11 protein-coding genes and 1 pseudogene are annotated in these 13,266 nt (G+C 74.5%); 10 read left to right on the top strand and 2 right to left on the bottom strand.

The genetic code is table 11. The features are described from left to right. From ADL22_RS35045 to ADL22_RS28990, 4 genes and pseudogenes are all read left to right on the top strand, one after another. Positions 1-99 (top strand): annotated as a pseudogene (locus ADL22_RS35045) (2-hydroxy-3-oxopropionate reductase); the annotation flags it as partial. 165 nt (positions 100-264) lie between these two features. Next, positions 265-492: a hypothetical protein gene (locus tag ADL22_RS29000; RefSeq protein ID WP_066986309.1), complete on the top strand. Its 228-nt coding sequence runs from the start codon at positions 265-267 to the stop codon at positions 490-492. An 86-nt stretch (positions 493-578) separates the two neighbouring features. Next, a complete protein-coding gene (locus ADL22_RS28995) occupies positions 579-2,060 on the top strand; it encodes a bifunctional transcriptional activator/DNA repair enzyme AdaA (protein ID WP_066986305.1) in 1,482 nt (493 codons plus the stop codon). After that, complete coding sequence (locus ADL22_RS28990; RefSeq protein WP_066986302.1) at positions 2,057-2,575, top strand: methylated-DNA--[protein]-cysteine S-methyltransferase; 519 nt, start codon at positions 2,057-2,059, stop codon at positions 2,573-2,575. The genes ADL22_RS28995 and ADL22_RS28990 overlap by 4 nt, the downstream gene beginning before the upstream one ends. A gap of 40 nt (positions 2,576-2,615) precedes the next feature. On the opposite strand, the gene ADL22_RS28985 is transcribed toward ADL22_RS28990, so the two are convergent. Then, the gene (locus tag ADL22_RS28985; RefSeq protein WP_066986299.1) at positions 2,616-3,380 is read right to left on the bottom strand and encodes an SDR family oxidoreductase; all 765 of its coding nucleotides are present in this window, start codon (positions 3,378-3,380) and stop codon (positions 2,616-2,618) included. Positions 3,381-3,634: 254 nt separating this feature from the next. Continuing rightward, positions 3,635-4,624, bottom strand: a complete 990-nt coding sequence (locus ADL22_RS28980; RefSeq protein ID WP_079064508.1) for a ScbA/BarX family gamma-butyrolactone biosynthesis protein — start codon at positions 4,622-4,624, stop codon at positions 3,635-3,637. Positions 4,625-4,787: 163 nt separating this feature from the next. Between ADL22_RS28980 and ADL22_RS28975 the strand changes: the two genes are divergently transcribed. The 6 genes from ADL22_RS28975 to ADL22_RS36495 all read left to right on the top strand — a co-directional run bounded on the left by ADL22_RS28975 (position 4,788) and on the right by ADL22_RS36495 (position 13,263). After that, positions 4,788-5,513: a ScbR family autoregulator-binding transcription factor gene (locus ADL22_RS28975; RefSeq protein ID WP_066986296.1), complete on the top strand. Its 726-nt coding sequence runs from the start codon at positions 4,788-4,790 to the stop codon at positions 5,511-5,513. Between the two features lie 462 nt (positions 5,514-5,975). After that, positions 5,976-8,399, top strand: a complete 2,424-nt coding sequence (locus tag ADL22_RS28970; protein WP_079064507.1) for an MFS transporter — start codon at positions 5,976-5,978, stop codon at positions 8,397-8,399. A 765-nt stretch (positions 8,400-9,164) separates the two neighbouring features. After that, positions 9,165-10,859: a 2-isopropylmalate synthase gene (gene leuA, locus ADL22_RS28965; RefSeq protein WP_234430892.1), complete on the top strand. Its 1,695-nt coding sequence runs from the start codon at positions 9,165-9,167 to the stop codon at positions 10,857-10,859. 474 nt (positions 10,860-11,333) lie between these two features. After that, complete coding sequence (locus ADL22_RS28960; protein ID WP_066986290.1) at positions 11,334-12,032, top strand: DUF4232 domain-containing protein; 699 nt, start codon at positions 11,334-11,336, stop codon at positions 12,030-12,032. 157 nt (positions 12,033-12,189) lie between these two features. Continuing rightward, positions 12,190-12,744, top strand: a complete 555-nt coding sequence (locus ADL22_RS36500; protein WP_066986288.1) for a hydrogenase maturation protease — start codon at positions 12,190-12,192, stop codon at positions 12,742-12,744. Between the two features lie 138 nt (positions 12,745-12,882). Next, entirely contained in the window at positions 12,883-13,263 is a 381-nt protein-coding gene (locus ADL22_RS36495; RefSeq protein ID WP_066986285.1) for a hydrogenase maturation nickel metallochaperone HypA, read from the top strand. Positions 13,264-13,266: the final 3 nt, after the last annotated feature.

Here is a 13,266-nt window from a genome sequence, read left to right as displayed (position 1 = left end):
CTGGTGGCCTCGCTGCGGGCGCAGGGCGACGGCGGCCTGGACCACTCCGCCCTCCTCCGCGGCGTCGAGCGCCTCTCCGGATACGACCTCAAGGGCTGATGCCCTAGGTGACTGCCGGCGTCGCGGCTGCCGCACTGCGGCCGCGGCGCCGGTTCGCGCTGTCCGGCTACGGGCCCCCGCCCCGCGCGCGGGGCGCGGCGCTCCGTCCGGGTGAGTTCCCGGCGCCGAGGTGCGGGCGCGCGGCGCCCGTCGCAGGCTGGAGGCATGACCGAGCACCCGCCCGTCATCGTGCATCCGCCGACGCCGTCCGGAGGCCGCCGGGTGACCGTGCACGGACAGATCGTCGGTCTGGCCCACGGCCGCGGCGACGTGGCCGAATTCCTCCGCCGCGCGGGCATCGCCGACCCGGCCGAGGACATCGCCCTGGACGACCCCCGCCTGGTCGAATGGCGCGGCGGCTCCCTGGACGACTGGCCGATGCCCCCGCCCTGACCCCGGCCCCACCCCTCGCGTCCCCGCAGCGCCCTGTCCGATTTCCGCCAGAGGCCGGAGCCCGGAGGGCGCACAGTAGGGGTGTGATGAGCGAGGACAGCAGGTACGAGGCGGTGCGGAGCCGGGACGCCCGGTTCGACGGGGCGTTTTTCTTCGCGGTGTCCACGACCGGTATCTACTGCCGGCCGAGCTGCCCGGCCACCACCCCGCGCCGCCGCAACGTCACCTTCTTCCCGACCGCCGCGGCCGCCCAGGGCTCCGGTTTCCGGGCCTGCCGGCGGTGCCGCCCGGACGCCGTCCCGGGGTCCGCCGAGTGGAACGTCCGGGCCGATGTCGTCGGCCGGGCGATGCGGCTGATCGGCGACGGCGTGGTCGACCGGGAAGGTGTCGGCGGACTGGCCGCCCGGCTCGGCTACAGCGCCCGGCAGGTGCAGCGGCAGCTGACCGCCGAACTCGGCGCCGGACCGGCCGCGCTGGCCCGGGCGCAGCGCGCGCACACCGCGCGGGTGCTGCTCCAGACCACCGCGCTGCCGGTCGCCGATGTCGCGTTCGCGGCGGGCTTCGCCAGCATCCGCCAGTTCAACGACACCATCAAGGAGATCTACGCGCTCACCCCGAGCGGGCTGCGCGCCGCCCGCCCCGGCTCCCGCTCCGGCCCCGCCGCGCTGCCCGCCGCCGGGGTGCTCCCGCTGCGGCTGGCGTTCCGGGGCCCGTTCGCGGCCCGGCAGGTCTTCGACTACCTGGCGCGGCGGGCGCTCGCCGGTATCGAGGAGGTCACCGGGGAGCCCGGCCGCCGCACGTACCGGCGCACCCTGCGACTGCCGCTGGGCACCGGTGTCGCGGAGGTCGACGAGGCCGCCGGCGACGGCTGGCTGGACTGCCGGCTGCATCTGACCGAGCTGCGGGATCTGGCCACCGCCGCGCAGCGCGTCCGCCGGCTGTTCGACCTGGACGCCGACCCCTGCGCGGTCGCCGAACGGCTCGGCGCGGACCCGGCGCTGGCTCCCCTGGTCGCCCGCCATCCGGGCCTGCGCTCGCCGGGCACGGTCGATCCGGACGAACTCGCGGTGCGGGCCGTCCTCGGCCGCCGGGCCGGGCCCGCCGCCGCCCGCGCCCTCGGGGAGCGGCTGGTCGCCGCGTACGGCGCACCGCTGCCGCACCCCGCCGGCGCCCTCACCCACCTCTTCCCGCGCGCCGCGGACCTCGCGGCGGCCCCGCCGGCCGCCCTCGGGACGTCACCGGCGCGCGCCGCCGCCCTCCGGGCCCTCGCCGCCGCGCTCGCCGCCCGGGACGTCGTCCTGGACGCCGGCACCGACCGGGACGCGACCGAACGCGCGCTGCGCGGCCTGCCCGGCATCGGCCCCCGGACCGCCGGCTACATCCGGATGCGGGCCCTGGGGGACCCCGATGTCCTGCTCGCCGCCGCGCCGCCCGGGGGCGGCGACCCGGCGGCCTGGCAACCCTGGCGCTCGTACGCCACCCACCACCTCTGGGCCGCCGGCCCGGCCGGGCCCCCGGCTACCGGCACGGCGGCAGACCGACCTCACGGACAGGACGCGCACGCATGACCCTCTACACCACCCTCGACAGCCCGCTGGGCGACCTGCTGCTGGTGGGCGAGCCCGACCCGGCCGCCCCCGGCGGCACCGCGCTCGCCTCGCTGTCCGTACCGGGCCAGAAGGGCGGCGCGGCCGTCCAGGACGGCTGGACCCACGACCCGGACGCGTTCACCGCGATCGCCCGGCGGCTGCGGGCCTACTTCGACGGGGCACGCGACCCGTTCGCCCTCGACCGCGCCCCGGTGCGCGGTACGGACTTCCAGCGCCGCGTCTGGGCGGCGCTGGAGGCCATCCCGTACGGCACGACCACCACCTACGGGGCGATCGCCGCCGCCATCGGGGCGCCGCGCGGCGCGGTCCGCGCCATCGGGACGGCGATCGGCGCCAACCCGCTGCTGGTCGTCCGGCCCTGCCACCGCGTGATCGGCGCCGACGGCTCGCTGACCGGCTACGCGGGCGGCCTGGCGCGCAAGCGGCAGCTGCTCCGGCTCGAAGGGGTGGCCGTTCCGGACGGCGACCGATGAGCCGGGCGCGCCGGAGCCGGGCCGGACGGCTCCGCCGCCGTCAGAGCATCGACCCGCCGGTCACGTCCAGGCGCTGCCCGGTGATCCACCGGGAGTCGTCCGAGGCGAGGAACGCGACCACGTCCGCGACGTCCGCGGTCCGGCCGAGCCGGTTGAACACCGAGAAGGCCGCGAGTGCCGCCTGCGCCTCGGGAGTTGACCGCATGGCCGCGTTCATGTCCGTCTCTATGAAGCCCGGCGCGACGGTGTTGACGGTGATCCCGCGCTCGCCGAGATCCTTGGCGAGCGTCCGGGTCAGGGTGTCGATCGCGCCCTTGGAGACCCCGTAGGCGATCGTCGAGGGGAACGCCGTACTCGTCACCGCGGACGAGACGTTGACGATCCGGCCGCCGTCCCGCATCCGCCGCAGACCGTGCTGGATGATGAAGAACGGCGCCTTGGTGTTGACGGCGAGGGTGCGGTCGAACTCCTCCGGCGTCACCTCGCCGATGTGACCGGGCAGGCTGATCGCCGCGTTGTTGACGAGGATGTCCAGCCCGGGCCGCGCGCCGCAGGCGGCCAGTTCCGCGTCGAAGGCGGCGAACAGCGCCTCGGCGTCCCCCGGCACGCCCAGCTCCGCGTGGATCAGGAACGCCCGGCCGCCCGCGTCCCGGATGGACTCCACGGTCTCCTTGGCGGCGATGTCGTTGCTCCCGTAATGGACGGCGACCAGCGCGCCGTCCCCGGCGAGGCGCTGCGCGATGCTCCGGCCGATACCCCGGCTGGATCCCGTCACCAGCGCGGTCTTTCCGTTGAGGTCACCCATGGTCGAATTCGGCCTTCCGTAGTGCTCAGGGCGGCCCGTTGCCGCCATGACCGGGGATGGTGCGGGCGTGGGCGCGGCCGGAAACCGGCGCACCGGCTCCTGGCCGCCCAGGCTGCCAGGCCGTCCGGTCTCCGGCTCGTCGCCCGCCCACATGATTCACGGGCCCGGCGGACCCGTGACGAAGGGGGGATGGACCGCACGGGCCCATAGGGGAGCGGTGGACGGGCGGACCGGCGCCGGCCCGCCCGCCCCGCTCAGAAGTACGGGGCCATCGCGGTCAGCGTCGAGACGAAGACCGGCGCGCCGAGCTGGGTACCGGTGACCTCCACCGCCGTGGTGCCCGGGACCGCCGTGGGCAGCCGACGCGCCTCGATCAGGCAGGGCGCGCCGTGCTCGGCGTACCGGTGGAACTCGGTGGCGAACGCGTACGGGACGAACGGCTCCGGCGCGGTCAGCGCGCGGGCCGCCTGCTGCGCCGCGTCCAGCAGCGACAGGCCCGGGATGTGGTCGTTCGCGGGGTTGACGACGGTGGCGTGGCCGGGGGCGATCCGCAGCCGCCAGCGGCCCGGCCGCCCGGTGGGGGAGAGCAGTACGTCGCGGTCGGCGGCGCTGCCGGTCAGCTCCGGCGGGACGGGCACGGGGAGCGGCCCCGGGGCGCGGCGCGCGGTGAGCCGCTCCCCGCGGATCCGCCGGTAGACCGCCGGGGAGGTCACGTTCACATGCGAGTGGCCGCGCGCCACGATGCGGTCGCCGTCGCGGAAGGTCATGTCGAAGCGGCTGCCGGCCAGCATCCCGGCCCGGATCCGGGTCCGGCTGCACTCGACCCCGATGGTGAGCCGCGTCGGCCCCTCCCCGGCCACGTGGTAGTCGGGATCCGTGGTGTAGACGAGGTCGCCGAGAATGAAGTGGTGGCCGAGCGGAACGCCGAACTCGGTGTGCGACAGCAGCAGTCCGGCCTGCCGGATGGTTTCTCCCGCGAGGAGGACGTGCGGGCGGCCGTGGCGCGGCGCGAGGTAGTCGTGGTCGTGTGGCCACCGGGCGGTCACCGTGAAGCGGCCGGGGCCCAGCCGGCGCCAGGAAGAGATGAGTACATCCTCCGCTCGGGACCGGTGCGCGAATTCCCGGAGACCGGGAATGTCGGCCGCCCGCCGTACCGAGACCGCGTCGCAAAGGTTGCGGCTCGGCCGCGCCTGGCGTTGCGGCGCGGGCCGAGTCGCGCCGTCGACCTGCAACGCATCACTCATGACAGCTCCTTGGCATACATCGGGAGAACTCTGGCCACGGCTAAGATACGTACCATCCGGTTTTCTTTTCAATGGAGGTGCGGAGGGCCATCGGAAGTGGAGGAGACTTGAGACGTAGCGAATTGCTGAGAGACTGAAGCCTTTGAGGGACGGGAGGCGTTCTGTGGCACGTCAGGACCGCGCGGTCAGGACCCGGCGATTGATTCTGGAAGCCGCTGCGTCGGTCTTCGACGAGTTCGGCTTCGACCGCGCGACAATCGCGGAGATTCTCGCGCGCGCGGGCGTGACGAAAGGTGCCCTGTACTTCCACTTCCCGTCCAAGGAAGACCTCGCGCTCGCCGTCCTGCGCGAGCAGGTACTGGACATCACGGTCCACCCCCAGCAGATCAAGCTGCAGGAGTTCGTCGACGCCGGCCAGGTCCTGGCGTACCGGCTCCGGCACGATCCGATCCAGCGGGGGGCCGCACGGCTCGCCATCGAGCAGGGGAGCACCCATCTCGACCGCAAGCAGTCGATGACGGCGTGGACGGCGTTCGTCGAGGGCCTGCTCAAGGAGGCCAAGGCGCGGGGCGAGGTGCTGGAGAGCGTCAATGTCCGGGACATCGCCGAATTGTTCGTCGGTGCTTTCGCCGGCCTTCAGATGATGTCGAAGGCGTTCACCGATCAAAGCGACCTCAGCTACCGGCTCGTGGTGTTCTTCGAGCACTTCCTGCCCACTATCGCGGTGCCCGCCATCCTCCCCAGGCTCAGACTCGACCCCGAACGGGGCGCGCGGCTCGACGCCGAGCTCCAGCGGCAGGCGGACGCGGAGCCGTCCCAGGGGCCGGGCGCGGACGACGGCCTGGGCGCGGACGACGAGGGAAAAGCCCTGGTCGACACGGTGCCGTGACCGCTCCCGTTCCCTCGGTCGGCTGATTGTCAGTGGTGTGCGGTTCACTGGACCCAGCGTCTCGGACGAGCCGGGGATCCGTCCCGGTCGTGACCGGAACGGAATGGGGGAGGGCCGGTGAACGGGGAATCGAGCGGGGGCGGCACATGCCTCGGCGGACGGGCGGCGGACGGGGCGGAATGCCTCAACGGGCCTGCGGCGTACGGGAGTTGGCGAAGCCAAGGGCGCGCTCGGGGGTGCGTCCGGAGGGGTGTCAGGGGGCGCGGGCGGCGGGCCGGGGCGCCGGGCGTGAGCGAGATCACCGCCCAGGGGATGAGACGGGCCCCGGGGCCGCGGAATAGCTCCCCGGCCTGACATGTTCGTCATGCACGTATCAGGGCCCGGCCCTGTCCGCGCACCGTGCGGCGCCGCCGCGCGCGGCGCCCCGCTCTCCGCCACTCCTGCCGCCTGGAGGCCACTCGCATGACCCCGACGACGACGGACCAGCTCCCCGCCAGGACGGCGGACCGCGCCGCGCCCCTGCCGCCGCCCCCCGACGGCCGCCACCGCAGAGCGCGCGCCGGGCTCGTCCCCGTTCTCGCCTTCGCGGGCATCGTCGTCGCGGTGATGCAGACCCTGCTCGTCCCGGTCATCAAGGACCTGCCGGCACTCCTCGGCACGGCGCCCAGCAACGCCACCTGGGTCATGACCGCCACCCTCCTCGCCGGCGCCGTCGCCACCCCGATCATGGGCCGCCTCGGCGACCTCTACGGCAAGCGCCGGATGCTGCTGGCCAGCCTGGCCGTGATGGTCATCGGGTCGCTGATCTGCGGCTTCACCAGCCAGCTGCTGATCATGATCGTGGGCCGGGCGCTCCAGGGCTTCGCGATGGGCGCGATACCCCTCGGCATCGGCCTGATGCGGGACGAACTCCCCCGGGAGCGGCTCGGCTCCGCGATGGCGCTGATGAGCTCGTCGATCGGCGTCGGCGGAGGTCTCGCGCTGCCCGCCGCGGCGCTGGTGGCCCAGCACGCCGACTGGCACACCCTGTTCTTCGCCGCCGCCGGGCTCGGCGTCCTCTCCATGCTGCTCACCCTGCTCATCGTCCCGGAGAGCGCGGTACGGGCACCCGGCCGCTTCGACGTCGCCGGCGCCCTCGGCCTGACCGCCGGGCTCGTCGCGCTGCTGCTGCCGATCACCAAGGGCAGCGACTGGGGCTGGGGCTCGCCCACCACGCTCGGCCTGTTCGGCGCCGCCGCGCTGATCCTGCTCCTGTGGGGCGTGATGGAGCTGCGGATCGCGGACCCGCTGGTCGATCTGCGTACCAGCGCCCGGCGCGAGGTGCTGCTCACCAACCTCGCCTCCATCACGGTCGGCGTGGCGTTCTACGCCATCTCGCTGGTGCTGCCGCAGCTGCTCCAGCTGCCGAAGGCGACCGGCTACGGCCTCGGCCAGTCGATGGTGGTGGCCGGGCTGTGCGTGGCGCCGCTGGGGCTGACGATGATGTTCGTGGCGCCGGTGTACGCCCGGATCGCCGCCCGGCGCGGCCCCAAGATCTCCCTGCTGCTCGGCATGCTGATCATCGGCGTCGGCTACGGCGGCGGCATCGGCCTGATGCAGGCGCCCTGGCAGACCATCATCATCGCGGTGGTGGTCGGCGCGGGCATCGGCCTGGCCTACTCCTCGCTCCCGGCGCTGATCGTCGGCGCGGTCGACCCGTCCGAGACCGGTGCGGCCAACGGTCTGAACACCCTCATGCGGTCCATCGGCACCTCGGTGTCGAGCGCCGTGATCGGCATGGTCCTGGCCCATATGTCCCAGCCGCTGGGCCCGGTCGCGGTCCCGACGATGGCCGGCTTCCGGGTGTCGTTCCTGATCGCCACGGCCGCGGTCGCGCTGGGCGTGGTGGTGGCGGCGTTTCTGCCGGGGCGGCGGGTTCCGGCGGGGCCGGGGCGGGCGCCGGTGGGGGCCGGTAGGGGTTCGGGGGCGGCTGGGCATCCGGCCTTGGAGCCTGACGGCTCCTCGGGGGCTGTGGGTGGTCCGGCTTCTGCCGGTTCGCCGGGTGCGGCTGTTTCGTCGGGTCCCGCTGCCGGTTCGGCCGGTGCTGCTGACGCGCGTGGCGTCGCGTTCCGGGGGCGGGTGGTGGGCTCCGGCGGCGGGGCCGTTCCGGGTGCCGCGGTCACGCTGATCGACCGGCTGGGGCGGCAGGCCGGTGTCACCACCGCCGGGGCCGATGGGGCGTACGCGCTCGCCGCCCCCGCCGCGGGGACGTACGTCCTCACGGCCACGGCACCGGGCCACGCCCCGCACGCCGCGTCCGCCACGTACGACGGCAGGGGCCCCGCGGCCGGGACGGACCTGGTCCTCACACCGGCCGGCAGCCGGCTGCGCGGCACGGTGCGGGGCGGACCGGAGGGGGCCGGGCTGGCCGGGGCCGGTGTGGTGCTCACCGACGCGCACGGGGACGTGGTGACCCGTTCGGAGACCGGCGCCGACGGCGCGTGGGCGGTCGGCGGGCTCCCGGACGGGGACTACACGCTCGTCCTCAGCGCGCCCGGCCATGAGCCGGAGGCGCGGGCGGTGCGGTTGGGTGCCGGCCCTGGTGCCGCGGGTGAATCGGCCGGTTCCGCCGGGGAGTTGGAGGTTCGGCTGCGGCCCGCGGTGTCGGTGCGGGGGACGGTCCGCGGGCCGGAGGGGCGGCCGGTGGCCGACGCGGCCGTGACGCTGCTGGAGGACGGCGCGGTCGCCGGGCACACGGTCACCGGCCCGGACGGCGCGTACGCCTTCACCGGGCTGAGCGGGCGGCACTACACGCTCTCGGCCGCGGGGTATCCGCCGCAGGCGGAGCCGATATCCCTGGCGGGGGGCGCGGATGCGTGGGTGGAGGTGGCGTTGTTCCAGCGGTGAGATCGGCCTCCCACGTGGTGGTTTCCCGTGGGGGTTGTTCCGCCGGACCCTCTTCGGTGGGGGTTGCTCGCCGTGCCGGCGGTTGGGTCGTTCGTGGCCGCCCCACGCTGTTTGCTGCGGCGCCGTGCGGGGCTGGGGTGGCCTCGGGTTCCCTTCGGTGGGTGGGGGCCGGAGGGGCTGTCCCGGGGTACGTCCTCGGTGCGGGCGCATCTGGTCTGTGAATGAGGATTGCCCCGCGGTTCGCTCCAGATCCTGCGGGCGCACCCCGGGACATCCCCTCCGGCCCGCGCCGTCGCCGTGTGCACCCGGTGGTCCCGGCGGTTCCGTCGTCGTCGCGGCCGGTTGCGTGGTCTCGTCCCCGTGGAGGGGGCTGGCGAATCCAGATGCTGAGCCCGGTGCGAGGTTGAAGCTCGCACCGGGCTCTCCCGTATAGGCGGGGTGTGTCAGTGGTGACGGAAGCGGAGCGGGACTCGCCAACTCCGTAGGCGCTGCGCAACGCCCGCCGAAGGGTGCAACACCTCAGGTTGTCTGAGGTGTTGGTTTCTGGATAGTGTGCGCGGCATGACGCTGCGTGGGCTTCTTCTCGGCTGCCGTGGTGGGGTTTGACGCGACCGGCGCCCCGCTGCGGGGTTCGGTGGTGCCGGTCCTTCTCCGGCTCTGTGAAGGAATGTCGACGTCATGTGCTGTGCTTTTGCTGGTATTCGTACGCCTGAGGGGGTGGTGCCCGCGGGGGCGCCGGGGTGGAATCCGCAGCGTGGGAGCGCGATGCCCGCCCATCGGTACCGGCCCGCGCACGAGCGGGTCGAGGTGCCGGCGGGCGAGCGCGGCTGGCCGGGGCGGCGGATCGAGCGGGCGCCGCTGTGGGTGCCGGTCGATCTGCGCGACGGCAATCAGGCGCTGGCCGAGCCGATGGACACCCCGCGCAAGCGCCGGATGTTCGATCTGCTGGTGGCGATGGGGTTCAAGGAGATCGAGGTCGCGTATCCGTCCGCGAGCCGTACGGACTTCGCGTTCGTGCGGCATCTGGCGGAGAGCGGTGCCGTGCCGGACGACGTCACGGTGGTGGTCTTCACACCGGCCCGCCGTGAGCTGATCGAGCGGACGTTTCAGGCCATCGAGGGGCTGCCGCGGACCGTCGTCCATCTGTATACGGCGACCGCCCCGACGTGGCGGGAGGTGGTGCTCGGACGCACCCGGGAGGAGGTGCGCGGCCTGGTGCGGGAGGCGGCCACGCTGATGGCGCGGCTGGCCGCGGACCGGCCGGCGGCGGATATCCGGTTCCAGTTCTCGCCGGAGGTCTTCAATCTCACCGAGCCCGATCTGGTGCTGGAGATCTGCAACGGGCTGACCGAGTTGTGGGACGCCTCGCCGGACCGGCCGGTGACGCACAACCTGCCGGCCACGGTGGAGATCGCCACGCCCAATGTGTACGCGGACCAGATCGAGTACCTGCACCGGCACCTGGAGCGGCGGGACGCGGTGATCCTCTCGCTGCACCCGCACAACGACCGCGGGACCGGTGTGGCCTGCGCCGAACTGGGGCTGCTGGCGGGCGCCCAGCGGGTCGAGGGGTGCCTGTTCGGCAACGGCGAGCGGACCGGGAACGTCGATCTGGTGACGCTCGCCCTCAACCTCTACACGCAGGGCGTCGACCCGATGCTGGACTTCTCCGCGCTGGACACCGTCCGCCGCGCCGTCGAGGACTGCATCCGGCTGCCCGTGCATCCGCGCCACCCGTACGCCGGCGATCTCGTCCACACCGCGTTCTCCGGCACCCACCAGGACGCCATCAGCAAGGGTTTCGCCCACCATGCCCGGCGCGCCGCCGAGTTGGGCGTCCCGGAGGCCGAGGCGCCGTGGGACGTGCCGTACCTGCCGGTCGACCCGGCCGACCTCGGCCGCAGCTACGAAGCGGTGATCCGGGTCAACAGCCAGTCGGGGAAGGGCGGGATCGCCCATCTGCTGCGGGCGCACCACGGGCTCGATCTGCCGCGGGAGCTGCGCCCGGACTTCTCCAGGGTTGTGCAGCGCGCGACGGACGACAGCGGGCAGGAGGCCACGCCCAAGGAGCTGTGGGAGCTGTTCCGGCGGACGTATCTGGACCCGGGGACGGAGGGGCCGGTGGCGCTGGGGGACTGGAGCGCCACCGAGCCGGTGCCGGGGGAGCACCTGGTCCGCTGCGAGCTGGGCGCCGGCGGGGCGGTGCGCGCGTACGAGGGGCGCGGCAACGGGCCGCTGGCCGCCTTCGCCGACGCGCTGGCCGCGGCCGGACACCCCGTGGACATCACCGCGTACGCCGAACACGCCACGGCTGAGGGGCCGGACAGCACCGCCGTCGCCTACGTCCGGTGCCGGACCGGCGGGGGTACCTACTGGGGCGCGGGGCAGGACACGTCGGTGCTGACCGCGTCGGTGCGGGCGGTGCTGGCGGCCGTCAATCGGGGGGCGGTGGGCGGGTAGCCGCTGGTGGCCGGAATTGGGTGGTGCGGTGCAACCTCCGGGTCAACGGAGACGTCTCGTCTACGCCCTATGGTGGGATTTCGGTCGAGTGGTGACGGCTGGTCCGGTCCGAGGGACTCCGCCGCCACCAGGGCCGACGTCCGTGGGTCGGTCCTGCGCACATACCGGCGGCATGGGCGCCACCGTGTGACACCTGGGACGGAAGGTGCTGAAGGGTCCGGTGAGCGGGAAGGCTGAAACGGCCGAAGCTCGTGGTGCCGCGTCCGCACCCCGCGGGGTTTTCTGCGAGCCTGGGCGGCGCACCGGAAGTCCCGGCCGGTCACCCGGGCCGGCCGGGGCGGCGTGTTACCGGGCGCGCGGCCTCGTTAGTGGTGTGTTAGTGCCTCGTTAGCGGACCGGCAGTGCCCGGGCGCACGCTGGAAGAGCAACGCACCCACTGTTACGAGGGACCCACCTACCAGACGAGGGGGACTCATGTCGCTCACCTCCCTGACCCGCGGCCGCGGCCGCCGGGTCGCCGCCGGATCGCTGATCGCCGTCACCGCGCTGACGCTCTCCGCCTGCCAGAACGGCACGGACAGCGCCTCCCACCCCTCGTCGGCCGCCGCGCCCGCCACCTCGGGCGCGAACGGCGCGCCGTCGACCGGGAGCAGCGCGCAGTCCTCCGGGAACGCGGCCCGGCCCTCCGGCATGGCCAAGCCCTCGGCCGGCACCTCCGGCGTCCCCAACGCCAGCCAGGCCAACCCCTCGGCCATGACGGCCTCGGACCGCTGCACCGCGGCGAACATGTCGCTGCGCCTGGGCCGCACCGACATCGGGGCGGGCAACATCCGCGTCCCGCTGGTCTTCACCAACAAGGGCAAGAAGGCGTGCACGCTGCGCGGCTTCCCGGGCGTCTCGCTGATCCAGCGCGACGGCTCGGCGGTCGGCACGCCCGCCACCCGCGAGGGCGGCGCCGGCGGAGCGGTCCGGCTCCAGCCCGGACAGAGCGCGCACGCCCTGCTGCACACGGTCAACGAGGGCGTCTCGGACATCCCGTGCTGGAACAACTCCCAGATCGTCTTCGTCTACCCGCCCGGGTCGAAGGAGTCGATGACCACCGGCAGCAACGGCCTGCGGGTCTGCGGCGGCACGTTCACCGTCACCACCGTGGAGGCCGGGTCGCCGTCCTGACGCCCGTCCCCCTCGGGCCGCGGGGCCGTTCCGGTGCTGGTGCGTCACCGGAACGGCCCCCGTCGGCTGCCCGCGCCTCCCAGGCGGTGCTACGAAGAGGGCGGAAGCCGCGCCGACGCCGCTTCCCGCCTTGACGGACCCGCGCCCCGGAGGACCAGTGAGCAGCGCCCCGCACCGCCCCCTCCCGCCCGGCCGCACCCTGATCGCCGGCGTCGGCAACATCTTCCTCGGCGACGACGGTTTCGGCGTCGAGGCCGTCCGCGCGCTCGGCGCGCACCCGCTGCCCGACGGGGTGGAACTGGTCGACGCCGGGGTCCGCGGCGTCCACCTCGCCTACCGGATGCTGGACGGCTACGACACCGTGCTGCTGGTGGACGCCGCCGCGCGCGGCGGGGCCCCCGGCTCCCTCTACGTACTCGACGCCGCCGACCCCGGCCCCGGCCCCGAGCCCCGGCCCGTCCCCCTCGACGCGCACCACATGACGCCCGACGCGGTCCTGGCGCTGCTCGGCACGCTCAGCGCCGGCATCGGCGCCCGGCGGCCGGACCGCGTCCTGGTCGTCGGCTGCGAGCCCGCCGACACCTCCGAGGGCATGGGCCTGAGCGCACCGGTCGCCGCCGCCGTCGACGAGGCGGTCCGGGTGGTGCTGCGGCTGGTCGGCGCCCCGGAGCCGGAGCGCGACGCCACCGGGGCCCCGGCCGCCGCCGGCTGAGCCGGCCGCGCGCGGTCCGCTGCACCGAACGGTGTATGCCACCGCCCCGCCCCGGCGAGGCACCCCGGACGCCCCGGGGCCGCGCCGTCTAATGGGGCCCGGCGGCAACCGGTCGTACCCACCGAAAGAGACGGGCCGATGCACGAGATGTCCATCGCGCTGGCGGTCATCGACCAGGTCGAGAGCGCGGTCCGGCCCGAAGGCGCGACCGCGGTCAGCCGCGTCCGGCTGGAGATCGGCGAACTGGCCGGAGTCGTCCCCGACGCGCTGGCCTTCTCCTTCGAACTCGCCCGCGACGGCACCGTCCTGGCCGGCGCCGAACTGGTCACCGATCGGATCCCGGCCCGCGCCCGCTGCGGCGGCTGCGCCCGGACCTGGCCGGCCGGCGTACCGCCGCGGCTGAGCTGCCCCGGCTGCGGCGGCGCGGCCGTGGAGCTGCTGTCCGGCCGCGAACTGCGGATCGCCGACGTCACCTGGCACGACGCCCCGGTACCCACACCCACGCACGAGGAGCGCTGATCC

The sequence above is a fragment of the Streptomyces sp. NRRL F-4489 genome (genome assembly GCF_001509485.1).
GTDB lineage: Bacteria > Actinomycetota > Actinomycetes > Streptomycetales > Streptomycetaceae > Streptomyces.
This window is presented reverse-complemented; position numbering and strand designations above follow the sequence as displayed.

What these genes read in the sequence shown, in the direction of transcription:
- ADL22_RS29000 (WP_066986309.1), top strand. Translation starts at nt 265, where the DNA reads ATGACCGAGCACCCGCCCGTCATCGTGCATCCGCCGACGCCGTCCGGA.
- ADL22_RS28995 (WP_066986305.1), top strand. Translation starts at nt 579, where the DNA reads ATGAGCGAGGACAGCAGGTACGAGGCGGTGCGGAGCCGGGACGCCCGG.
- ADL22_RS28990 (WP_066986302.1), top strand. Translation starts at nt 2,057, where the DNA reads ATGACCCTCTACACCACCCTCGACAGCCCGCTGGGCGACCTGCTGCTG.
- ADL22_RS28985 (WP_066986299.1), bottom strand. Translation starts at nt 3,380, where the DNA reads ATGGGTGACCTCAACGGAAAGACCGCGCTGGTGACGGGATCCAGCCGG.
- ADL22_RS28980 (WP_079064508.1), bottom strand. Translation starts at nt 4,624, where the DNA reads ATGAGTGATGCGTTGCAGGTCGACGGCGCGACTCGGCCCGCGCCGCAA.
- ADL22_RS28970 (WP_079064507.1), top strand. Translation starts at nt 5,976, where the DNA reads ATGACCCCGACGACGACGGACCAGCTCCCCGCCAGGACGGCGGACCGC.
- leuA (WP_234430892.1), top strand. Translation starts at nt 9,165, where the DNA reads ATGCCCGCCCATCGGTACCGGCCCGCGCACGAGCGGGTCGAGGTGCCG.
- ADL22_RS28960 (WP_066986290.1), top strand. Translation starts at nt 11,334, where the DNA reads ATGTCGCTCACCTCCCTGACCCGCGGCCGCGGCCGCCGGGTCGCCGCC.
- ADL22_RS36495 (WP_066986285.1), top strand. Translation starts at nt 12,883, where the DNA reads ATGCACGAGATGTCCATCGCGCTGGCGGTCATCGACCAGGTCGAGAGC.